Source organism: Parabacteroides sp. AF21-43, from assembly GCF_003635435.1.
GTDB lineage: Bacteria > Bacteroidota > Bacteroidia > Bacteroidales > Tannerellaceae > Parabacteroides > Parabacteroides distasonis.
On the sequence record NZ_QTMG01000015.1, the window covers coordinates 95,412 to 117,415 of the forward strand.

Consider the following 22,004-nt stretch of genomic DNA (forward strand, 5'->3'; position numbering starts at 1 on the left):
GCTTTTGGATGTTCTTCATTAGAATATTGGATATACTTTTTTAGAGGTAAAAGGATTGATGGAGAAATATATTATAAAAACATTTCGCAATTAAACCGCATTAGCTAGCAATATACGTATCCTTTCATTATAAACCAATACTGGAATATTTTTACCAGTTTCGGATAATGTATATTTAATATGTTTATTAATAGTTTCATTTATTAATCTTGCAATAAGATCTTGATGCTTTGTCAAAGATATGTCTGATATATGTACCAAATAAGTTGAAACTGTTTTGTATATATTATTGTTTTCTAAATCGGTCTCTATTGTGATTTCAATAAATATGCCATATAAATCCTTTTTTACAGTATGAACTATTTGAATATAAGGATTGTAGTCTAGTTGATACGATTTTGGTCTGCAATTATTAAAGGATTTATATTCCTCATATTTTATTCCATAAAATTCCATAACATTAGATTTTAAAGTTTGTTTTCAAATATAGCAATCTTATTTCTAAACAATCCTAATTAAAACTGAAATAAATTTAACGTGGTTATATTGGACTGTAGTTTGATTGTTGGTTTGAAACGAATTTGTTATCTTTATAGGGTAAAAATCAGAGTGTTATGTTTGAGATGAATCATTTTAAATCTATCGATGAGTTAGTGAAGTTCTTCCCTACCGAGCAATCATGTATTGATTTTTTGGAGAGGCAGAGATGGGGTGATCATGTCGTGTCTCCGTACGATCCAGACTCAAAGGTTTATAAATGCAAGGGAAACCGATACAAGTGCAAGAATACGGGGAAGTATTTCAACGTCCGGACAAACACGATCTTCGAGAACACGAAAGTGTCGCTGAGGAAATGGATGTTGGCTTGCTATATCGTCATAAACGCTAAAAAGGGTGTCTCTTCCGTTCAGTTGGCTAAGTTCATTAACGTAACACAAAAGACGGCTTGGTTTATGTTGCAACGTATCCAAAATTGTTTCAATATAGATGCCAGTCAATGTCTAAACGGAGGGGTTGAGGTAGATGAGACTTATATAGGGGGATTGAATAAGAATAGGCATAGTAGTAAGAAGGTAAGAAACGCAAGAGGCAGGAGTTGTAAGGACAAGGTTCCGGTATTTGGTATGCTACAAAGAGAAGGCTTTGTTATAGCCAAGGTTGTTAATGATACTAAAGCCGGAACTTTGATTCCGATTATAAACGATGTTGTATGCCCGGGATCTACAATCTTCTCGGATGAATGGCAAGCTTATAGAAACTTAGATCCTAACCTATACGATCACGGTGTAGTCTATCATAAGAAAGGCGCTTACGTCATTGGGAATAGACATACTAATACGATCGAAGGATTCTGGGGACACCTAAAAAGAACATTGAAGGGTGTCCATCATTGGGTGTCTAGGAAACATCTACAAAGATACGTGGACTCATCAGCTTTTAGGTATAATACCAAACATCTTTCCGAATATGAAAGATTCGACGTACTTTTGCAGAATATCGGACACCGATTAAGGTATTCACAGTTAAAAAACGTAGCGGCATGAAAAAAAAGAAAGACCTAGAAGATATAAAACATACTTGGAAATGTAATTCTTTAGAAATCGAGAAGGAGATGAAGAGAATAGCTGATAACATATTCGGCTATAATCCGAAAACAGATCCCCGTGATCCTCTTTTTCGGAAAACTCTTTCTTGGAGCGTTAAAAAAGAAGGAAAGGGAAAGAAAAATGAGAAAAACGATTGAATAATAAAAGGATACATAACCATGTATCCTTTTATTATTTTAGTGATAGTGTAAAGTAGTATATAATTACCTAAAACTATTTAAAAATTGAGTAATTCCGACTTTATAAAGTACGGGTTGAATTGATTCTGTTGCATGATGTTATCATTCGGTGAGGCTTTATACCCCTTATAATAATAGCGTTCATTACCGGCGTTGTAAGACATACCCCAGTTGTCAGAAGGAAGCACCCGCACATTCTTACGTTTATATTTATAAGGAGGAAGAGCCACTTGAAACCGGAAACCTCCGTTTTTCAAAGCACCTTGCGCCTTCATCGCATAAAAACCGATAGAGCAATGGCGGAAATGACGGATCAAGTCAATCCGTCCACCGACCTCTCCCAGCAAGTACTGCTCGGCTTTCAAAGAGACCTGTGTATTGTATTTGGACCAGTAAAAACTACCTCCCAACGACCAAGTGACCCGCTGATGAGTCCCATAATGATATTCGAACTTATGCCAAGATCCCGTACCCGTACAACCAATACGTCCTTCCAAAGAAAAACGTTCATCCTTCAAATGATGGGTTACCGCTAAATCCACGCCATAACGATCCGCATTGAACAAACCGATACTGGCTCTAGCAAACGTACGATAAGGTAAACGAAAAGATTAGGAAAGGGTAACCATGCCCGGGTGAATCTTACCCGCCCAAGGACCATATCCATCATTATATATAGGAAACACCATTTGCGCCGTCAGCTTCATCCCATTCCAGAAAGAGACCTCGATCGCAGGCGAGAGGTTGAATAACACTTGGTATATTTGTGTGATAATGAGGTTCTTCAGATACAACTCCGGATAAACCACCACGTCTACTTTAAATAAGGAGCTATTCATACGGTACTCTTTTTTCACCTTATCCCAGCTATCGCCCAGATCGTAAGTAGCATCCCAGGCGGAACGGGCCGCATAGGAGCCGGGAGCCGCCTTCAAGCTGTCCGGATTTGCCGTATAGATCAATGAGATCTGCGGTATATTATTATCCAATACGACGATACGGCAGGATTTGCCCTTCTCCGGCAAGCCTGTTTTCTGGATGCGGTCTATGGCATGGGCCAGTCCCACACCCTGCAAACGCCAAGGGGTATTCTCCAAGACATACACTCTCTCCTTCTCGTCCTCCGACCAGACAACATTCTCAAAACCCATATCGACCAGCATATTCGCGGTGATATCCGCATATACCTTATTATATTGGGCCTTTGTAAACATAGGCAATAGTAGCAAAAAAAATAAAAGGCATTCCTTACGGAGTAAAATGGCTCGTATAGAAGACTTTCTATTCATATCTCTAGAGTTTGATTCCAAGTTATCATTGGTTTACTGTTTTTCTTATTCTTACCCTTCCACATAAAAAACGACTAGTGAAAACGATCGTTTAGATCTTGCATTTTTTTAGAAAGCAAAAAGATGATGCTCTTTTGTCATATTCGTGACACTTTGATTAATCTATCCTGTTGAGAAGAAGATATATAGCAGGATAAAATTTAATCGGAAAAGGTTGCCGGTCTCGGAGAAATGCCTACCTTTGCAAACGACTAATTGAAACGATCGTTTTTTACAGTCGTTTTCAATCTAAATATTTTTATTGTTATCATAGATACTTCTCATAATAGCCTGCGCCAAAATCAACAAATGACACTTCATATTTAGAAAACGACCTCATTATTTTAAAATGTACATAACCCCGCTTCCAAAGTCAGCTAGCTTCGCTGGCAAAGTAAGTTAACTTACTCGGGCATTTAAGTTAGCTTACTTTGCCATTTAAGTTAACTTACTTTTTGGCCCTTCTATACAGCCCAAAAAGAATACGGAAATTTGCTATTCTCGGAAAGCATTCTTATCTTAGCAAATTATAGCAGATTATAGCAAAGAGAGAGTTTCATGTTAGCAGCCATTCATATACAGTTAATCGTTGGTACGATATTTATCATATTGTATAGCGTCACTATATTAGGACTGGTATTAGTTATCATTACAGAGAATAGGAATCCGTTAAAGACAATTCCTTGGGTAATCGTCTTATTATTAGCACCCGGTATCGGACTGCTTTTCTATTTCTTCTTTGGACAAGATAACCGGAAACAACGGATCATATCGAGGCGTACCTATAAACGCATCATGAAAAGGCCGCAAGAGGGTAAATTACCTCAAGACGCCTGCGTAGTTCCGGACCCCTATAAACCTTTATCGACCTTGTTGACTAACACCAACCAATCCTCCCTCCTATACGGAACACAAATCACGATTTATACGAATGGTACCGATAAGTTCAAAGACTTGCTGGAAGAGATCCAGAAAGCGACCCACCATATCCATATACAATATTATATATTCTGTGATGACGAGATAGGAAAACAGGTGCAACAACTCCTTATCAAGAAAGTAAAAGAAGGTGTGAAGGTACGTGTACTTTATGATGATGTGGGTTGCTGGAATGTAAAAGACGGCTTCTTTAAGGAAATGAAGGAAGCGGGTATCGAGGTATATGCGTTCTTGAGGGTAGCGTTCCCCGTTTTCACCAGTAAGGTGAATTACCGGAACCACCGCAAGATTATCGTGATAGACGGTAAAGTCGGGTTTATGGGAGGCATGAATATAGCCGACCGATACGATAAGGGAACCTCTTGGGGCACATGGAGGGATACGCATTTCAAATTCGTAGGGAAAGGAGTGCACGGGCTTCAATCCGTATTCCTCATCGATTGGTACGTGGTTAGTAAAAAACTCTTGAACGATCGGATTTACTATCCGGCCGCCCAAATCTATAGCGATAATATTATGCAAATCGCCACTAGCGGTCCGGTAGGTCAATGGAGAACTTTGTTGCAAGCGACCATTTTCATGATCGCCAACGCCAAGAAGTATATCTTTATACAAACCCCTTATTTCCTGCCTACCGAAGGATTGAACCAAGCGTTGCAAACCGCCGCCTTAGGGGGAGTGGATGTTCGTTTGATGCTGCCTAAGCGTTCCGATACACGTTCAGCGAATATGGCCAGTCATTCCTTTATCGACGAGATGGTAAAGGCCGGCGTAAAAGTATACCTCTACAAACCGGGCTTCTTGCATTCCAAGCTAGTCGTGTCCGACGACGCATTGACAAGCATCGGGTCCGCCAATATGGACTTCCGTAGCTTTGAGCATAACTTCGAGATTAACGCTTTCGTATATCAAAAGGAATTCGCCCTGCAAATGAAACGCATCTTTACACACGACATGCATCACTGTGAGCGCTTGATCCCTTCCCGCTGGTTAAAGCGCCCCCTCAAGCAACGCATGGCGGAATCATTTATGCGTCTGTTTTCTCCCCTTCTTTAAGGAAGATGCTAAAGTTCACGGAGCCATACACCCGGTGCTGATAAAAATAAGGCAAAGATGAGAAGTCATTGGTCTTAGGATGTTCCATGATGAATATCCCTCCATCCCTTAGTAAATCACGCTCGAAAACCAAGGCGGGTATTTCCGGCAACTCCGGCAAGGCATACGGGGGATCGGCAAAGATGAAATCGAAACTTTGCTTAGGGGCTGAATTCAAATAACGGAAAACATCCCCACGAATCAGAGCCAACGCATCCGTCTTCAGCTCTTTCGCTACCTTGGCTATAAAAGAGGCATGAGCGTTATTTTTCTCTATGGCGGTTACATTCCGGCATCCTCGTGAGATCAACTCAAAAGAGATACTTCCGGTTCCGGCAAAAAGATCCAACGCATCCATACCTTCCAGATCCACCAAATTATTTACTACGTTAAAAATATTCTCTTTCGCAAAATCCGTCGTAGGACGTGCGCTAAACGAAGAGGGCACGTCAAAACGCCGACGACCGTATATACCGCTTATTATTCGCATATTAATAAAGATATTAAATCCATAGGGGCTTTCGTTACATCCGTTCCCAGCAGATAGGCTTCCGAAGGGATCTCCACCGGCTTAACATGGCGTAAATAGGCTCGCAATCGCTCCAGAACCCGCATTCGCGAGGAAGATTCCCCCGCTAAAAGCAACTGGTCCTTTTCTTGGTCCAATCCCGCCTGTTTCCATACATATAATATATAGTATACTATATCGTCCGATTGGTCGATCGGGTAAGAGTTCACAAATAAGAGTTTCCCTTGAGCGTAACACGCCACATCCATCCGCTTTCGTTCTATCACGACATACATTTGCCGGGGTAAGCTAGCACTACTTTCTTTTGTCCATAGCGTTAGCGGAGAAGTCATGTAGTGGGAGAAAAAAGGATGCAAAAGAGAACGGGAGCAAAATTCGTAAACCTCCTCGTCTACACCAAACACCAACTTAGCCTGTTGTTCCTTTAAAGTATCGGTTAAGCAATGCAATTCCAGTGTAGAAAAGCTGAAATCCAATAAACGCCCTTCCTTACCGTCCCCCCAATAATTATCAGGGACCAAGCTATATTCCGGAGATACACAGATCACGTTAATCCGTTTATAAGTCCACGTAAGAAACTCATGAGCGAAGAAAAACTCCTTAAGGGAAGAAATGAAAGAGACCGCCCGATCGAATTCCGTTTCCCGATAAAAGAAACTTCCTCCAGCCGAGGGATCATACCCGGAAAAAGAAAGTCCACCCGACCGAAGCCGGATGGACACTATATACTTTTCCGAATTATCAGTAGTTAACGTATCAGGAATGCTGATAGTCATATGAGCCGCTGATTATTCCCAGTTACCTGCGTTGTTATTAATTTCTTCCAAAGAACCTACGCGCAATCCCGGGAACTTACCTTGTTTCTCTGCCTTGTCGATCAAGTTATAAGTCAACTGAGCATCCATGTCACGCAAATATTCTTTGTAAGGAACCTCACAAGCGAATACTTTGATCTCATAACCAGAACCAGATTTCAACGTAGCCGTATCCATCTTGAAAGTAATCTTTTCACCCGGAACGGCCGGAACATAACGCATAGCCGCTACATCATAGTTCTTACCCAGCAAAGTATCTTTCGCCAATACCCACATGGTATCACGTCTGATTAAACCTTTCTTAACAGCCTCTGCTTCTGTCATACCTTTCTCCAACTGCTCATCCGTCAATACACCTTCCTTGATCAAGAACGGCAACTTATCCGTATTCAAGAATTTCTCCAAATCGTCGAAACTTCCGGCATGAGTCTTATACATGTTCTTGTATTCGATCTGAGCCTTACGGATTTCAATCAAACGGGCGATGATCGCATTGTCACGAATAGTCTTCTGATCATCATACTCAATCGGACCAGTGACGCTCTTGTAGCACATGTAAACTAGCAGTACAACTGCGGCAGCTAATAAAATCTTTAATGTAACTTTCATGGTTTGTATTGTTTTTTGAATTTATTTCGTTCGGCAAATTTAAAAAAGAATATTTAATACACTACCTTTATCGCGAAAATTATTGCGATCAAAATGATAAATAGTTACATAAGCCAGCAAATCGAACGAAATTTCCCCTATAAACCGACGGATGATCAGTTTTTAGCGCTTCATACGCTTACCGAATTTCTCTTGTCTGAGGAACCGGACAGCCTTCTACTGATGAAAGGCTACGCAGGAACCGGAAAAACCTCTCTGGTCGGGGCTTTGGTGAAAACGCTTAACGAACTAAAGCAAAAAACGTTTTTGTTGGCTCCAACCGGACGAGCAGCCAAAGTTTTCTCGGGCTACGCTGGCCAAAAAGCGTATACAATTCATAAAAAAATATATCGTCAACGGGCGTTTTCCAATGAGCCGACGGGCTTCATGCCGGCAGATAATTTACATAAAGATACACTTTTTATCGTCGACGAGGCTTCTATGATCGCCAACGAGGGGTTGGATTCATTTGTTTTTGGTTCCGGACGCCTGTTGGACGATTTAATCCAGTATGTCTATTCCGGGGAAAACTGCCGTCTTATCCTAATGGGAGATGTCGCACAGCTTCCTCCGGTAATGCAAACGGAGAGTCCCGCCTTGAATCCCGAGATATTACGGGGTTACAACCTACAGGTTTGGGAGATAGCGTTAACTCAAGTCGTACGCCAAAGCGAGGACTCGGGAATCCTGTTCAACGCTACCCGGCTACGAGACGCACTACGAAACCACACGGTCGAGATCTTTCCGAAATTACAATTAAAAGGCTTCTCCGATTTCACGAAAGTCAATGGAGATGAGCTAATTGAGGAAATATCTTCCGCCTATAGCCGCGACGGTATGGAAGAGACAATGATTATCTCCCGCTCGAATAAACGAGCAACGATTTATAATAACGGCATACGTAACCGTATCCTATACAGGGAAGAAGAGCTATCGTCCGGCGATCGTTTAATGGTAGCGAAGAACAATTATTATTGGACAGCGAATTGCAAGGAGATGGACTTTATAGCGAACGGAGAGATCATTCAAGTCATGCGGGTACGCCGTGTCACGGAGATGTATGGCTTCCGCTTTGCCGACATCACGGCTCGTTTTCAAGATTATGATCTGGAAATCGATTTGAAAATCCTATTGGATACTTTACAGACCGACTCACCCGCCCTCCCTAAGGAGCTAAACGACAAGCTCTTTTACACCATATTGGAAGATTACGAGGACATTCCTACCAAGGCGGGAAAAATGAAAAAGATGAAGGTAGATCCTCATTACAACGTCGTCCAAGTAAAATACGCTTATGCGGTAACCTGCCATAAAGCCCAAGGCGGCCAATGGATGAACGTCTTTCTCGATATCGGTTACATCACGGAGGAAATGCTTGGTGAGGATTTCTATAGGTGGCTCTACACGGCTTTTACCCGGGCGACCCATCACCTATATCTGGTGAATTTACCGGACGAGTTCGTCGAATGATTTACAATATTTTAAGATCGAAACTGGCAACATTGACAAGAAATACTTATTTTTGTTGCAAAACATACGTATGTCCGGATGATTTATAGCATCTGAAAAACATATAGAAATGGCAAACAAGGAAAAAATAGATTATCTATTGATCGATATCAGGGAGCTGGAGAAGTTGGTAGCCGGAATGAGGGACGCGGAAATTTATCCCGCCTCTTTCTTCAACCAGACCTTCCAGTTGACCCACAAGGTATTGAAGGAGCTTCATACGCTGGAGGAGTTTCAGTTAGAGGCTTTGCGTAAACAAATGGAAGAACATCAACGACTTATCGATTCTATTCCCGTAAGTAAACCTTTACAGATGCCGGAGGTGCAACCGGCTCCGGAAGTATCCCCTACGATCGAGGTCGTACAGGTACAAGAACCGGTCGTTGAGGAACCTATCGTAGTAGAACCAATTGTCGAAAAAGAGATCCCAGAAGAAAAGATCGTACAAGAGACAATCCCCTTGAAAGAGATAGAGATTCCACATAAAACTATATTAGCGGATAAATCCAGTATTTCACTGAATGATATATTGGAGAAAAAGAATCTTTCTGATTTCCGTAAGGCATTCAGTTTAAATGATCGTTTCCGCTTCAGAAGGGAATTATTCGGAGGAAATGAGGAGAAAATGAATAAGGCGATCTCAGACCTGAACGATCTTTGCTCGTACGAGGAATCGGTCACTTATCTGAACAAGGTGTTGAACTGGAATATAGAAGACGCTTCCGTAGCCGATTTCATCAAGCTATTGGAAAAACGCTTCTCATAAATATACGATATGGCAAAATTGACTGTAGTCCCAACCCCTGTTGGTAACTTGGAAGATATGACATTCCGGGCGATCCGTGTGCTAAAAGAAGCAGATCTTATTTTAGCGGAGGATACCCGTACGACCGGCATCTTGCTGAAACATTTCGAGATACAGAACAAGATGCAGTCCCACCACAAGTTCAATGAACATAAGACGGTGGAGCAAATCGCGGCCCGTATCAAGGGAGGCGAAAATATCGCCCTTGTTTCCGATGCCGGTACGCCGGCCATCTCCGATCCGGGATTCATGTTGGTGAGGGAATGTGTTCGCCAAGGGGTAGACGTAGAGTGCCTGCCCGGAGCTACGGCTTTCGTGCCCGCCTTGGTAGCGTCCGGATTACCCAATGAGAAGTTCTGTTTCGAGGGGTTTCTCCCTCAAAAGAAAGGAAGGCAGACCCGGCTAAAAGAATTGGCTTTGGAATACCGGACTATTATTTTTTATGAATCACCTTTCCGTCTGCTCAAGACCTTGACGCAATTCGCCGAGTTTTTCGGTACGGACCGCCAAGTATCAGTATCCCGGGAAATCTCCAAATTACACGAGGAAACCGTACGAGGCTCCTTAGAAGAAGTAATTCAGCATTTTACCGTGAACGAACCAAGGGGTGAGATTGTTATTGTATTAGCAGGCTTAAAAGATAAAAAGGACAAAGAGACAGAAAAAGATGTTTAACTTAACAAGCAAAAAGAACATGAAGAAAGTATTATTAGTATGTGTCTGCACAGCCATGCTGGCCTCTTGTGGCCAAAATTCAGCGGATTACAAGAAACTAAAGGCTGAGAACGATTCTCTACGTATCGAGAATACGAAGAACACGGATGAGCTTAATGATATGCTCTCCACCCTAAATGATATTGAATCTGATTTTCAATCTATACGTGATGCCGAGAATTATTTGACAATCCAACAACAAACCGGCGGTGAGCTAAATCAGTCACGCAGAGATCAAATCAAGCAGAACATGCAATTGATCAGCGAGACCTTGAAGAAGAACAAGGAGCAAATCAGCCAGTTGGAGGAGAAATTGAAGAAAAGCGGTATTCAATCTTCCGCATTACGAAAGACGATCGATCGTCTTTCCTCCGAGCTGGATCAAAAGGCAACGATGATTGTCGCTTTGCAAGAGGATTTGGCAAAGAAGAACGTACGTATCCAAGAATTGGACGAGATGGTAAGTTCCTTGAATGAGGATGTGGAAAGTCTGGCTACTACCGCAGCCGCTCAATCCGAGAAATTGAACGCTCAAGATAAAGCCCTTCACACGGCTTACTACTGTTTCGGTACTTCCAAGGAATTGAAGGAACAGAAGATCTTATCCGGTGGTGGCCTGTTCTCTAAATCTAAAGTATTGCAGAGTGGTTTCAACAAGGATTATTTCATCTCTATCGATATCCGTGAGGTAAAAGAAATTCCTTTGTTCGCAAGCAAGGCTAAACTAAAATCCAATCATCCGGAAGGATCTTATGAGTTCGTAGAGGATGAAGACGGAAACTTGACCTTGAAAATAAATGACGAGAAGGCTTTCTGGAGCCTAGGCAAGTATTTAGTGATCGAAGTTGGATAATGATTTATAAAAGTATATTTATCGATTTGGACGATACCCTTTGGGATACGTACCATAACAATAAAGAATGCCTTGAAGAGCTATATACCGATTACCACTTTAATCGGTATTATGCCTCCTTCGAGGCTTTCTTTGATATTTATATGCCTCATAATCTAGACTTATGGGCCAAATACCGTTCGGGGGAAATAGACCGGCAAACCTTAATCTTGGATCGATTTCTCTACGTACTTCGTCCGTTAGGAATAGAGGATAAGAAAACCGTCTTATCGGTAAATAATGATTTCTTGCAACGCACGACCACCAAAACCCGATTAGTGCCCGGAGCCATTGAATTACTGGAATATCTCCGCCCTTCCTATCGGTTATTTATTTTATCCAATGGATTCCGTGAGGTACAATTCAAGAAACTTAGCAACGCAGGCTTGGCCCCTTATTTCGAACGGATGATCCTGTCCGAGGACGCTAATATACAAAAACCCCATAAAGGTATTTTCGACTTCGCCTTAAAGAACACGAACTCACGCCGGTCCGAGAGCTTAATGATCGGGGATAGCTGGGAAGCTGATATCATTGGGGCTTACCAATCCAAGATCGACCAGATATGGTTGAATCCGGAAGGATTACCTGCCGATGGATTCACCCCGACCCATACAGTCCGCTCTCTGGAAGAGATCAAATCCATCCTATAAACAGACCTTTCTTACAATGCCCATTATAGCATGCTTACGATGGGCATTATAAGCTCCTTAGAATGGGCATCATAAAGATCTTACAATGCCTATTCTAAGAACAACATCTTAACAGCTTATAAATAAATCGATTATTTATCGGCAGTCACCAGATATCGGCGAAAGCCCTCAGAGTATTCCGGATGATACCCGTCTCCTATCGAATCGGAACAAATAATAAAATATTCAAGACCCGGCACTTTAGCGCATAAGGACTTAGCCTCCTCCGAGCCTAAGACCATAAACGCGGTAGCATACGCATCAGCGGTCATGGCATCCGGAGCGACGATCGTAGCGCTAAGGATATCCCGCTGTACAGGGCAACCTTCACGAGGGTCGATCGTATGGGCGTATTTACGTCCATCCTTTATATAAAAATTACGGTAATTACCTGATGTAGCCATTCCTAACGGTTTAGGGAAGCTAACGATCTGCTCGAGTTCTTGATTCATGCCGGCAGCGTCATCCGTAGGCTTCGTGATCCCTAAGCGCCAATCCATGCCCGAGGGATTCACGCCTTTCACACGCATCTCGCCACCAAACTCCACCAAATAATTACGGACCCCTTTCTTCTCCAGCATTTGGGCTATCATATCGCAAACCGTTCCATCCGCCAAAGAAGAAAAGTTCATCATCAAGCGAGGATCGTCCTTCACGATGCGATCCCCTTCTAAACGAACTTTCTGAAAACCGATAAACTGACGGACACTGTCGATATGGGCAGGCGTTACGCTATCCTTCCGACTGAAGCCAAACCCCCAAAGGTTGATCAACGGGGCGCAAGTCACGTCGTAGGCCCCATTTGTCTCGGCAGATACTTCCAGTGCCTTCTTAAAGACTTTTTGGAAGAGCGTATCTACTCGTATGTCACGGTTCTGGTTCACCTGACTGATTACCGAAGTAGAATCAAAAGCATTAAACAGGTGGTAGAAATATTTCAACTGCTCGTCAATCTCCTTATCCAATGGTTTAGTATGCTCAAACTTAATATGATAAGGTGTATGAAGCCTTCCGGATACCTCATAGTATTGGGGAGCCTGTTCACAACTTATCAACAAGATATTAACAAGTAAGCAAAGGATGGAGAATCGACTTTTCATATTAGAACTCTGATGTAAAATGGAACTTAATATCCGGAAAATCCTGTTGGGCCATCATCAATACATAGCCGGAATCCGCTAAATAAACATCACGGCCTTCCTTATCCAACGCCATATATTGCGCCTTACGTTTCTTGAAATTCTCCAATGCCTCTTGGTTATCACTCTCGATCCAGCAAGCCTTATATAGGCTGATCGGCTCCCATTTACATTGAGCGGCATACTCATGCAACAGGCGGTATTGAATAACCTCAAACTGCAATTGTCCCACGGTACCGATAATCTTCCGGCCATTGAATTGATTGGTAAACAACTGGGCTACACCCTCGTCCATCAATTGCTCGATACCTTTGTTCAATTGCTTTGCCTTCATCGGATCGGCGTTCTCTATATATTTGAACATCTCGGGAGAGAAGCTCGGCAATCCCTTGAAATGCAATTCCTCTCCGGAAGTCAACGTATCCCCTATCTTAAAATTCCCGGTATCCGGCAAACCGATAATATCACCCGCGAACGCCTCATCCACCACTTCTTTCTTCTGAGCCATGAAAGCCGTCGGGCTACTGAAACGCATCATCTTACCGAAGCGTACATGCTTATAGTTCGCGTTACGCTCAAAACGACCGGAACAAATCTTCACAAAAGCGATACAACTGCGATGGTTCGGGTCCATATTCGCATGGATCTTGAAAATGAAGCCGGTGAAATTATCCTCATTCGGGTCTACCACACGCTCTACCGCATGGATCGGACGTGGCGAGGGAGCGATACGAATAAAGCAATCCAATAGCTCTTTCACACCGAAGTTATTCAGAGCGGAGCCAAAGAATACCGGAGCGATATCCCCATCCAAATACGTATTCACATCAAATTCGGGATAAACCCCCTCTATCAACTCTATATCCTCACGAAGCTTCGCAGCTTGCGTAGGATCAATATAAGTCTCGAGATCCGGACTAGTGATATCCTTGAATTCCACATTCTCCGTCACATATTGCTTACTCGGGGTATATAGGTTCAGTTTCTGCTCAAAAATATTGTATACGCCCCGGAAACGTTGTCCCATATCGATCGGCCAGCTCAATGGGCGTACCTTTATCTGTAATTCTTCTTCTATCTCATCCAGCAAATCAAAAGGATCTTTACCATCACGGTCCATCTTATTGACAAAAACGATCACCGGAGTCTTACGCATACGGCAAACCTCCATCAACTTACGAGTCTGCGCCTCTACTCCCTTGGCGATATCGATTACGATAATAACGCTATCCACCGCCGTCAAGGTACGGAACGTATCCTCGGCGAAATCTTGGTGGCCCGGTGTATCCAAGATATTAATCTTATGATCGGAATAATCAAAAGCCATTACGGAGGTAGCTACGGAGATACCGCGTTGCTTCTCAATCTCCATCCAGTCGGACGTGGCAGTCTTCTTGATTTTATTAGACTTCACCGCTCCCGCTACATGGATAGCGCCACCAAATAACAATAATTTCTCGGTAAGCGTAGTCTTACCGGCATCCGGGTGGCTGATTATGGCAAACGTTCTTCTTCTTTCAATCTCTTCTGAATACTGGCTCATTCTATTTTATATGTATATATTGTTATCAGTTACACTTTGTTATTCATGCAGTAGGCCAAGCTAGTCTCCCAATGGGGAATCGTCAGTCTGTACGTGCTTTTTATCTTACCTTTATTCAATACGCTATAATGCGGCCGACTGGCCGGTGTCGGATAATCCTTGGTCTCTATGGGTATCACCCGGTTATTCATACCTGCTATTTGCAAGATCTTTACCGTAAAATCATACCAGCTACACACCCCCTCGTCCGAGAAATGATAGATACCCGGTATAAATTTACCCGCCTCGGCACGTTCCAGCACGGTAAGCATAGCGACCGCTAAATCTCCGGCATAAGTAGGCGTACCCACTTGGTCGAATATGAAACGCAACTCATCCCGCTCCTTTCCCAAACGCAATACCGTCTTCATAAAATTGTTTCCATACTCGGAATACAACCAAGCCGTACGGATAATCACGGAATCCGGACACACCTCCATCAAGGCCTGCTCTCCCGCCAGTTTCGTACGTCCATATACGGAAACAGGACAAGTCGCATCGCTTTCCAGATAAGGACGGCAACTCGTTCCATCGAACACATAATCGGTAGATACATGAATCACCTTCGCACCTACGGCATGAGCGGCCTCACCTAAGTTCCGTACCGCATCCCGGTTGATGCGCATACACAAATCCTCATGCTCCTCCGCTTTATCCACCGCTGTATAAGCGGCGCAATTCATGACATATTGAACATCATTTTCCAAGACATATTTCCGGACGGCCTCCTTGTCGCAAATATCCAACGTATCTATATCCGTAAAAAGAAAATTATAGCCGAGATACTGGCTGATACGAGCGTGGATAGAACTTCCCAATTGACCGTTCGCTCCGGTTACCAAAACTGTCTTCATGTCTATATCTATTATTAATCCTCTAGTTTAAGTTCCCCTTTCATATCTTCCCGATATTTCTCGGCGAGCAACGCCAAGAAGGAACTGATTTGTTTAATGCCCTCTAACGTCTCCGCACTCACCTCTTTCCCTTGCATACGCAAAAGCAGATAGCCATATACGGCGGCGAAACAAGTTTCCAACTCCGGCAGATCCTCTCCACCCGATTTAGCCCGGAGCTGTACGATATAAGGAAGCGTCTTATAATAAGCCGCGCTATAAACCATCTCTTTCGGAGATTTCAAAAGACGGAGATGCAAATCGGTCAAAGTAATAATCACATTCTTGTTCAATTGGATATGACCTTTCTCCATCACCCCTTCGCTACGCATCATCTCGATCAATTCCTCGTACCATTGAGCGATTTCCTTCTTCACCTCCTCGGGCTGGTCGTAATGGGCGATCACCGTGCGGTTGATCGAATCCATATCGAACTTATTCGCCCGGATCAAGTCCTCAACCTGCCACATATAAAGCAGATATTCAGCGATATTCTCTTTTCTTTTTTGTCTAGCTATTATCATATCGGCAAAGATAAACTATATTCCGATAACGCTTGATAAAAATCCGCGTCTTTAACGCCTAACTGCCGGCAAGCCAAACGTGCAGCATTCAGATTGATCAAGAAATAGCGATTGGGAATCCGTACCGGATAGTCTCCGTAGCGAGTATGCAGAAAAGTCTGCCCGTCTTTCTCCACGACCGGATGTTCCTCAAAAGGGATAGCGGTGATATCGCTCCGAACGTCCCCTGCCAACTGACTGACAGTATCATCACCTCCAAAATAAATCAATTTCCCTTCCCGCTCAATAGAAACGGAGAAAGATTGATAAGTGGATAAATAGGCCTCCGGAGTCGCATGATCCGTCTCGGTAGACCAAGATAAATTCGTCAGGATGGCGATATGCGGACGATAGAATTCCAATTGGAAACGCTTGTCCAAGGCAGAGGTGATATGCTCATCTCCTTCGATCAAAGCGATACGTGCCTCATAACTCAAATGTACCCGATTCGGAAGCGAGTCCACCTTGCTAGTCAACGCATAGTCGAACGCCAACTTTTGCCGGCGCAACGCACAGACCATCATGGAAATAATTGTCTTCTTTCCACGACTACCCGCCACAACAACCCGAGTTTTCGACCGAGTCCGTTGAAATATAAATTCCGGAATGGATTGGATTAACATCCCCAATTCCTTCGCACGCAATAATTCCGGGTTATCTTGCTTTACTTTAGCACCCAAAACCACCGAGTGAATATCTTTTATTAATTTCTCCGGAAACCACCCATCCCCATAACAGGTACAGCCCGCGTTATGAAGTCTTCCTATCATCTCTTCAGTCAGACCACAACCGGAAGCGCTTACCTCATATCCTTTTTCTCGAAGTGCTAGGGCTAGATCTAAAACCAAAGGTTCGGTTACGGAGATCAAATGAACTTTTCGCATCGTTTTGATTTTAGCGCAAAAGTACGACTTTTATAAATACCTTCGGCACAAAGAAGCGAAAAATTAGATGCCCTCGATATGTTTAATGGTCGTAGTGTCTTCTTTTCGTGAAGCCTCGACCAGCCTTTCCTTCGAGATTATAACCGGAGTATGTATAAATTCCGGAACATTAAACGAGAACAGGGAGCATTCATAATAATCCGGAGACGCTTGCGGTAACAAGAAGGGTTTACCGCACTGCCCCCGCTCATCCACATGTACCAAATACGGGCGTGTGAAAAGCCCATCGTCCCGGCGGCTGGAAAAAACAAACCAACGACTATTGCCGCTCCAAGAATGATAGCTCTCTACATCCGGGCTATTCACTTCCGGCAAAGAATCGATTGCCCCGGTAGACAGATCCAGCATATGCAAATCCGCATCCTTATGCCAAATAGAGAAATTGCCATAATCGGACACCGTATAAAGTAGCCGCTTCCCATCCGGAGAGACTCTCGGGAACTTAACACTCCGGCCCGCTTCCCTCGCATTATATAAGGTATCCACTTGGGTTCCAATCGAACCGTCTTCCGGATCAAAAGCGACTCGTAGCAGGTTATACCGGACATCCCGATAATTTTCCGGCATACAGACAGAATCCGCCGAACAGAACAGCAGATAGTTACCATCCGGAGTAAAAGTGGGAAAAGTCTCATAACACGCCATGGAAGCCAATAATGGCGAACTGAATACCCTCTCCTTCTCCGTGTCATAGATCAGCACGTCCGATTCCACGTCATATACCTCAATCCGATTCTCATCGGAAAGATGGAAGTCTTGGTGGGTCTCATTGGTAGAAAAAGCGACATACCGGCCGGATGGATGCCAATACGGATAAACGAACGAAGCCGGCTTACCGTCCCGTTCCAATGCGATCGTCTTTACCTGCCGATGATCAATCAAGTAAGTCCCATTATGAGAACCCCGCTGATGAAAAAGCATTTGTTCCCCTTGTCGCTCACAAAAGGCATGGCAGTTCATACAACTATTATTTGTCGATTGGTTATCAAGAATAGACTTTTCAACATAGTTTTCAACACATCGTTGATAAATCCCCATCTCGTTCCACATCCGATATCCGGGAAAAATACGGCGATACACCAAATAAGCGTCAACGGAATCTCTTGACACATAGATAGGGAAACTCATTTGTTTCCAATCACTTTGAGGTTCTCGAAAATAAACCGTCACATCTATTTGTTTTCCTTGTGCGTCCTGCGATAAGACCTTCCAATCCGTTTCCGGCAGGTTGAAAACACCATGATCGGCTGCGATTATCAACTCCCTATTCATAGTTTTCAACCGAGTTATCCCCTGTAGCTGTTGATCAACCAACTTGAAATTGGGAGGGGCCATATTGACCGGTACAGTAACTTCCCTGTAATCCGGAAACACGTCAGTTTCTCCTTGTTCCGCTTGCGCAGGAACTTCCGGTCTACAAGCCACAAGTCCCAAAAGACAACCTATAATCCAACAGATAGATAATCGCTTCATTGTTCTTCTCCTTTAAAGATCTTGAAATAGTAATAATACCAATAGGTATCTCCAAATTGTCGATACATCGAGGACACATCCACTTGGTTGGCAGATCGTCCCAAAACCTGCTTGAATTCCCGGTATCGGTCTACGATCTCCGGCTCTATGGAATAGGAGGAAAGCGATATACTGTCTTTGTCCGCCAACAACAATCCGGCTTCTTGGAAATGCCGGGGTATCGGTTCCCCCTTCATGAAAGGTGTCTCTTCCAAGAACCGGCCAAATGCATCCAGCTTCTTACCCAACAAATAATAACATCCCCGGTATTCCCAACCGATCCGATGATCCGGAAGATTGTATCCACTCCATAAGGAATCGACAGGTACGGACAAACTCAGTCGATCTCTTTTCTCAACAGGCATATATTTGTCACTCAACTCCGGATCTTTATCCATTAATTCCGGATGTACCAGATAGGTAGCATAACGGCAAGCCCAATCTTTATAGAATGGCATAGCGGCAAGTAAGTCCAAATATTTCTTGGCCAGCGCCACCTCACCCCTAATCAGACAAACTTGCACGAAACGTTGCATCATGCGGGCACTCCCTTTACGTTTGGCTTGCGTAAATCCGTCCATCGCAAAGCTTTCAGACAAAGAGACATCGCCAACAAGAAAATGAACATCGCTCAATAAACGATCCATGTAAAAGGTCTGATTCCAATCGGCACATAAGCTTTTCGTTCCTTTCTGATCGAAAGTAAACATCCGGTCGGCCAATTCTCCCTTATGGGCCAACGACATATTCAAATAGTTTAAGCTAACATAATTATAGATCTGCTTTCCCCGGTACTTATCAATAATGGCGTCCCATTGCCTCTCCCTGGCCAAGAAAGAGAGCTCGTCAAGCATCATGCGTTGCGCATGCCAAGGTTCCGGCAGGCAAAACCGGATGGATACCAGCGCCGTGATCAGACAAACAACAAGGGCTACCCGATCCATCCATTTACTCTTCTCGCCAATCACCGGAACAAAGCGAGCAAATAAAGCAACACCGACAATCGAAAGGGTAAAGAAAGTCCATACACGATACATATAATAATGAGGTAATCGCTGTATCTCCAGATAGGCTTCCGGCATCCATCCATCAGACAAAGGTACAGGAATCCCTAACCATCCGCTAAACAAATAGATAAAAAGCGCTGGGATCAAGCAGGCAGCGGCGGCCAATCTTTGCCGCGACGTTTTGTAGCGGAGTAAGGCTAACAGCGTATATAAGAAAGCGTAACAGACCGAAAGAAGCCCGGTCAGCCCACATAAAAAAAGTGTAGAGGCAATTCCGTATCCGGCAATAGAACCCGCCCGCCGCACCTTTAGCGAGACCGACAAAGCTAAAAGCATCAAAACCACGCCAACCGTCCCGTCCACCAAATACTCCCCATGAATACTCATCTTAACCAGATACAGGACCGGCAATAAAGAGAGGAACAGCAGGTAGGTCTTGTCAGAAAAACAACGCAAGATCCTATAGACCATAAACCCGCAACCAACGAGTAAAACCGTATGGAGAACCACCGCCGACATAGGCTGCCGGTAGTATTGAATGATCCATTGCCCGGCGACAGCGCAAAATCCTCCCGGCTGAAAAAGGAACTCCCGGATATACCACCACTCAGGTATAAACAATTGCATCTCCTCCTGACCGACAAACACAAACACGCCAAAAAGCAGGAAATAATAAAAAATAGCAGCTGCCGAAAAAGACCAGAAAAGCGTTTGTTTCCAGTTCATATACTTAATAGATTATTATTCCACCAACCATCGCTCGATGTTACGGGTCACAGAGGAGAAGTTCACGCCGATCTTAAAAACTTGCCGTGGATCACTCGCAAAGGGAAGCGCATACTGTCTTTCCTCTATCTGACGCAACGCCTCCTCGGCGGTGCCGTTCAGCTTGAATTCCATCACGTAGATATAGCGATCGGTCTTCAGAACGAGATCAATACGCCCTTGTGAGGTATGATATTCCACCTGCGTATAAAGTCCAACCAACTTAAATACGATAAAAAGCACGTTCCGGTAATGCAACTCCGTATCACGCTCCGGCTTCTGGCCGGCGATCACCTCATAGGGTGTATCAGCGAAGAAGCTTTGTAAACGGCGGAAGAACGCATCGTAATCACCGGAGCGTATCTCTCGTACGAATTGCCCGATCTCGAAAGGGGTCTTGGGCGCACTAACACTCGTGTAAAATGGAAGGAGATATTTCACGAAACCTTCTTCCACTTCCCGGTTCGGGAAACCTAGCCGGTAGATACCAAATTCAGGATCGTAATCCTTGATCGTCAAGTAACCACTCTGGTAGATTACGGGAACGGGATTTTTCGAGGCAGCATCGATACTGTTCAACACATCCGCATCAGTCTCCGTGTTCGCCATCTCGTAAAGGTCGTAATGGGTATGCTTGAGTAATTCAACGAGGTAAGAGGGCGTACCGGTCTCGAACCAATAATCTCCGAACTCCATCTTGGCGAAGGTATTCAATAGGCTAAAGGGATTGTATATTCCCGCAGACTTGGCGGTAAAATGGTATCCGTCATAGCGCTCCTTGAGTTTCTGGCTGGTTTCCTCATAATCCAGTTCCTGTGTCTCAGCCAGCTCCTTCAACTCCTCTTCTAGGTAGGCATGTATCTCTTTCTCCGTGATGCCACATATCTCGACGTAGCGATTGTCCATCGAGATATCCATAAGGTTATTCAAATCGCTGAACACGCTTACCTTACCAAACTTCGTCACCCCTGTCAACAAAGCGAAACGAATGGCTCTATCCATCGTCTTTAACACGCCGTAGAAAGGCTTCAACATATTCCGCAATTGCGTTTGCGTCTTTTCATCGTGCAGGTTTTGCAGCAAAGGCTTGTCGTACTCGTCAATCAATATCACCACGCGATGCCCGGTCTGGCGGTAAGCCTGTTCTATCACATAACTGAAACGCTCCTCCAAGGCACGTCCCTGTTTCTCCGTTCCATATAAAGCCTCCCATTTCTCCAAGAACTCATTCAAGATACTAGTCAGAGCGGCAGTATCTTTATAATGACGAGCATTCAAGTCCAAATGCAAGATCGGATATACCTCCCAGTCTTTCTCCAACCGTTCCATCGCCAACCCCTCGAACAGCTCCCTCTTCCCTTGGAAATAGGCCTCCAACGTAGATAGCAAGAGACTCTTGCCGAAACGCCGTGGACGACTCAAGAAATAGTAACTTCCGGTCTTAGCCAACTGATAAATCAAAGCTGTCTTATCAATATAGAGATAACCGTCTTTACGGATCTTCTCGAAGTTCTGTATGCCGATAGGATAAATTGTCTGGTTCATAGCGATGATCGTTTAGATATACTTACCATGAACAAAGATAGACATTCCTTTTTATCAGAACAAGATAAGAACATATGATCTCAAAAACTTTCCTTGACAATACGCTTGACTGGCAGGAAAAAACGCTCGATCAAACGCAATTCCTCCCATTTTGAATAAGAACTAATAGCAGATCAAAATTATATGCCAGAAAACGCAGTAGTACTTACTTCGTCTACAAATATATACTTACTTGCCCGATGAAGTATATATTCTCCGGTTAAGTAAGTACTACTGTGACTATGCCTAAATTTACTTCACAG

Annotated in this window: 20 protein-coding genes and 1 pseudogene; 8 read left to right on the plus strand and 13 right to left on the minus strand. The window is 43.8% G+C overall.

All coding sequences use genetic code 11. The features are described 5' to 3' along the window. Window positions 1-90: 90 nt before the first annotated feature. On the minus strand, window positions 91-456 hold the full coding sequence (locus tag DWX84_RS12075) for a hypothetical protein (RefSeq protein ID WP_121961108.1): 366 nt from the start codon (window positions 454-456) through the stop codon (window positions 91-93). A gap of 158 nt (window positions 457-614) precedes the next feature. Between DWX84_RS12075 and DWX84_RS12080 the strand changes: the two genes are divergently transcribed. Both DWX84_RS12080 and DWX84_RS12085 read left to right on the plus strand, forming a co-directional pair. Continuing rightward, complete coding sequence (locus DWX84_RS12080; RefSeq protein WP_121961107.1) at window positions 615-1,544, plus strand: IS1595 family transposase; 930 nt, start codon at window positions 615-617, stop codon at window positions 1,542-1,544. Next, window positions 1,541-1,744: a hypothetical protein gene (locus DWX84_RS12085; protein WP_121961106.1), complete on the plus strand. Its 204-nt coding sequence runs from the start codon at window positions 1,541-1,543 to the stop codon at window positions 1,742-1,744. The genes DWX84_RS12080 and DWX84_RS12085 overlap by 4 nt, the downstream gene beginning before the upstream one ends. An 80-nt stretch (window positions 1,745-1,824) precedes the next feature. On the opposite strand, the pseudogene DWX84_RS12090 reads toward DWX84_RS12085, so the two are convergent. Next, a pseudogene (locus DWX84_RS12090) lies at window positions 1,825-3,096 on the minus strand (hypothetical protein). Window positions 3,097-3,672: 576 nt separating this feature from the next. Here DWX84_RS12090 and cls point away from each other — a divergent pair. Further along, window positions 3,673-5,109, plus strand: coding sequence for a cardiolipin synthase (gene cls / locus DWX84_RS12095; protein WP_005866953.1), 1,437 nt, complete (start codon window positions 3,673-3,675; stop codon window positions 5,107-5,109). On the opposite strand, the gene DWX84_RS12100 is transcribed toward cls, so the two are convergent. From DWX84_RS12100 to DWX84_RS12110, 3 genes are read right to left on the minus strand one after another with little or no spacing between them, the layout of a single operon-like run. After that, a complete protein-coding gene (locus tag DWX84_RS12100) occupies window positions 5,081-5,638 on the minus strand; it encodes an RsmD family RNA methyltransferase (protein WP_005861342.1) in 558 nt (185 codons plus the stop codon). The two genes, cls and DWX84_RS12100, sit on opposite strands and share 29 nt — an antisense overlap. Continuing rightward, window positions 5,629-6,453 carry a DUF3822 family protein gene (locus DWX84_RS12105; protein WP_008773842.1) on the minus strand — a complete coding sequence of 275 codons (825 nt, stop codon included), beginning with the start codon at window positions 6,451-6,453 and terminating at the stop codon, window positions 5,629-5,631. The genes DWX84_RS12100 and DWX84_RS12105 overlap by 10 nt, the downstream gene beginning before the upstream one ends. 12 nt (window positions 6,454-6,465) lie before the next feature. Then, entirely contained in the window at window positions 6,466-7,101 is a 636-nt protein-coding gene (locus DWX84_RS12110) for a hypothetical protein (RefSeq protein WP_005861338.1), read from the minus strand. 93 nt (window positions 7,102-7,194) lie between these two features. On the opposite strand from DWX84_RS12110, the gene DWX84_RS12115 reads away from it, so the two are divergent. The 5 genes from DWX84_RS12115 (at window position 7,195) to DWX84_RS12135 (ending at window position 11,713) form a co-directional block, all read left to right on the plus strand. Further along, entirely contained in the window at window positions 7,195-8,610 is a 1,416-nt protein-coding gene (locus tag DWX84_RS12115) for an ATP-dependent RecD-like DNA helicase (RefSeq protein ID WP_005861336.1), read from the plus strand. A gap of 109 nt (window positions 8,611-8,719) precedes the next feature. After that, window positions 8,720-9,415, plus strand: coding sequence for a hypothetical protein (locus tag DWX84_RS12120; protein WP_048927962.1), 696 nt, complete (start codon window positions 8,720-8,722; stop codon window positions 9,413-9,415). A gap of 9 nt (window positions 9,416-9,424) precedes the next feature. Beyond that, window positions 9,425-10,129 carry a 16S rRNA (cytidine(1402)-2'-O)-methyltransferase gene (gene rsmI, locus DWX84_RS12125; protein ID WP_005861332.1) on the plus strand — a complete coding sequence of 235 codons (705 nt, stop codon included), beginning with the start codon at window positions 9,425-9,427 and terminating at the stop codon, window positions 10,127-10,129. A 19-nt stretch (window positions 10,130-10,148) separates the two neighbouring features. Then, window positions 10,149-11,021, plus strand: coding sequence for a hypothetical protein (locus DWX84_RS12130; RefSeq protein WP_005861330.1), 873 nt, complete (start codon window positions 10,149-10,151; stop codon window positions 11,019-11,021). Continuing rightward, window positions 11,021-11,713 (plus strand): YjjG family noncanonical pyrimidine nucleotidase, encoded by a 693-nt coding sequence (locus tag DWX84_RS12135; protein ID WP_005866942.1) that lies wholly within the window; start codon window positions 11,021-11,023, stop codon window positions 11,711-11,713. Before DWX84_RS12130 ends, DWX84_RS12135 begins: the two co-directional genes overlap by 1 nt. A 131-nt stretch (window positions 11,714-11,844) precedes the next feature. Here DWX84_RS12135 and DWX84_RS12140 read toward each other — a convergent pair whose 3' ends face one another. From DWX84_RS12140 to DWX84_RS12175, 8 genes are all read right to left on the minus strand, one after another. After that, window positions 11,845-12,852 (minus strand): FAD:protein FMN transferase, encoded by a 1,008-nt coding sequence (locus tag DWX84_RS12140; RefSeq protein ID WP_048927961.1) that lies wholly within the window; start codon window positions 12,850-12,852, stop codon window positions 11,845-11,847. A 1-nt stretch (window position 12,853) separates the two neighbouring features. After that, the gene (locus DWX84_RS12145; protein ID WP_009018323.1) at window positions 12,854-14,434 is read right to left on the minus strand and encodes a peptide chain release factor 3; all 1,581 of its coding nucleotides are present in this window, start codon (window positions 14,432-14,434) and stop codon (window positions 12,854-12,856) included. 29 nt (window positions 14,435-14,463) lie between these two features. Continuing rightward, window positions 14,464-15,327: a dTDP-4-dehydrorhamnose reductase gene (gene rfbD / locus DWX84_RS12150; protein WP_048927960.1), complete on the minus strand. Its 864-nt coding sequence runs from the start codon at window positions 15,325-15,327 to the stop codon at window positions 14,464-14,466. A 14-nt stretch (window positions 15,328-15,341) separates the two neighbouring features. Beyond that, complete coding sequence (locus DWX84_RS12155) at window positions 15,342-15,890, minus strand: DUF4924 family protein (RefSeq protein ID WP_005861320.1); 549 nt, start codon at window positions 15,888-15,890, stop codon at window positions 15,342-15,344. Continuing rightward, window positions 15,887-16,813: a Mur ligase family protein gene (locus DWX84_RS12160; protein ID WP_005861318.1), complete on the minus strand. Its 927-nt coding sequence runs from the start codon at window positions 16,811-16,813 to the stop codon at window positions 15,887-15,889. Before DWX84_RS12160 ends, DWX84_RS12155 begins: the two co-directional genes overlap by 4 nt. A 63-nt stretch (window positions 16,814-16,876) precedes the next feature. Next, window positions 16,877-18,346: a PD40 domain-containing protein gene (locus DWX84_RS12165; protein WP_121961105.1), complete on the minus strand. Its 1,470-nt coding sequence runs from the start codon at window positions 18,344-18,346 to the stop codon at window positions 16,877-16,879. Next, window positions 18,343-20,118: a DUF6057 family protein gene (locus DWX84_RS12170; RefSeq protein WP_121961104.1), complete on the minus strand. Its 1,776-nt coding sequence runs from the start codon at window positions 20,116-20,118 to the stop codon at window positions 18,343-18,345. Before DWX84_RS12170 ends, DWX84_RS12165 begins: the two co-directional genes overlap by 4 nt. A 15-nt stretch (window positions 20,119-20,133) precedes the next feature. Then, window positions 20,134-21,702 carry an ATP-binding protein gene (locus DWX84_RS12175; RefSeq protein ID WP_121961103.1) on the minus strand — a complete coding sequence of 523 codons (1,569 nt, stop codon included), beginning with the start codon at window positions 21,700-21,702 and terminating at the stop codon, window positions 20,134-20,136. Window positions 21,703-22,004: the final 302 nt, after the last annotated feature.

Excerpts from the sequence above, each read along its gene's own strand:
- DWX84_RS12075 (WP_121961108.1), bottom strand. The coding sequence starts at position 456 with ATGGAATTTTATGGAATAAAATATGAGGAATATAAATCCTTTAATAAT.
- DWX84_RS12080 (WP_121961107.1), top strand. The coding sequence starts at position 615 with ATGTTTGAGATGAATCATTTTAAATCTATCGATGAGTTAGTGAAGTTC.
- DWX84_RS12085 (WP_121961106.1), top strand. The coding sequence starts at position 1,541 with ATGAAAAAAAAGAAAGACCTAGAAGATATAAAACATACTTGGAAATGT.
- cls (WP_005866953.1), top strand. The coding sequence starts at position 3,673 with ATGTTAGCAGCCATTCATATACAGTTAATCGTTGGTACGATATTTATC.
- DWX84_RS12100 (WP_005861342.1), bottom strand. The coding sequence starts at position 5,638 with ATGCGAATAATAAGCGGTATATACGGTCGTCGGCGTTTTGACGTGCCC.
- DWX84_RS12105 (WP_008773842.1), bottom strand. The coding sequence starts at position 6,453 with ATGACTATCAGCATTCCTGATACGTTAACTACTGATAATTCGGAAAAG.
- DWX84_RS12110 (WP_005861338.1), bottom strand. The coding sequence starts at position 7,101 with ATGAAAGTTACATTAAAGATTTTATTAGCTGCCGCAGTTGTACTGCTA.
- DWX84_RS12115 (WP_005861336.1), top strand. The coding sequence starts at position 7,195 with ATGATAAATAGTTACATAAGCCAGCAAATCGAACGAAATTTCCCCTAT.
- DWX84_RS12120 (WP_048927962.1), top strand. The coding sequence starts at position 8,720 with ATGGCAAACAAGGAAAAAATAGATTATCTATTGATCGATATCAGGGAG.
- rsmI (WP_005861332.1), top strand. The coding sequence starts at position 9,425 with ATGGCAAAATTGACTGTAGTCCCAACCCCTGTTGGTAACTTGGAAGAT.
- DWX84_RS12130 (WP_005861330.1), top strand. The coding sequence starts at position 10,149 with ATGAAGAAAGTATTATTAGTATGTGTCTGCACAGCCATGCTGGCCTCT.
- DWX84_RS12135 (WP_005866942.1), top strand. The coding sequence starts at position 11,021 with ATGATTTATAAAAGTATATTTATCGATTTGGACGATACCCTTTGGGAT.
- DWX84_RS12140 (WP_048927961.1), bottom strand. The coding sequence starts at position 12,852 with ATGAAAAGTCGATTCTCCATCCTTTGCTTACTTGTTAATATCTTGTTG.
- DWX84_RS12145 (WP_009018323.1), bottom strand. The coding sequence starts at position 14,434 with ATGAGCCAGTATTCAGAAGAGATTGAAAGAAGAAGAACGTTTGCCATA.
- rfbD (WP_048927960.1), bottom strand. The coding sequence starts at position 15,327 with ATGAAGACAGTTTTGGTAACCGGAGCGAACGGTCAATTGGGAAGTTCT.
- DWX84_RS12155 (WP_005861320.1), bottom strand. The coding sequence starts at position 15,890 with ATGATAATAGCTAGACAAAAAAGAAAAGAGAATATCGCTGAATATCTG.
- DWX84_RS12160 (WP_005861318.1), bottom strand. The coding sequence starts at position 16,813 with ATGCGAAAAGTTCATTTGATCTCCGTAACCGAACCTTTGGTTTTAGAT.
- DWX84_RS12165 (WP_121961105.1), bottom strand. The coding sequence starts at position 18,346 with ATGAAGCGATTATCTATCTGTTGGATTATAGGTTGTCTTTTGGGACTT.
- DWX84_RS12170 (WP_121961104.1), bottom strand. The coding sequence starts at position 20,118 with ATGAACTGGAAACAAACGCTTTTCTGGTCTTTTTCGGCAGCTGCTATT.
- DWX84_RS12175 (WP_121961103.1), bottom strand. The coding sequence starts at position 21,702 with ATGAACCAGACAATTTATCCTATCGGCATACAGAACTTCGAGAAGATC.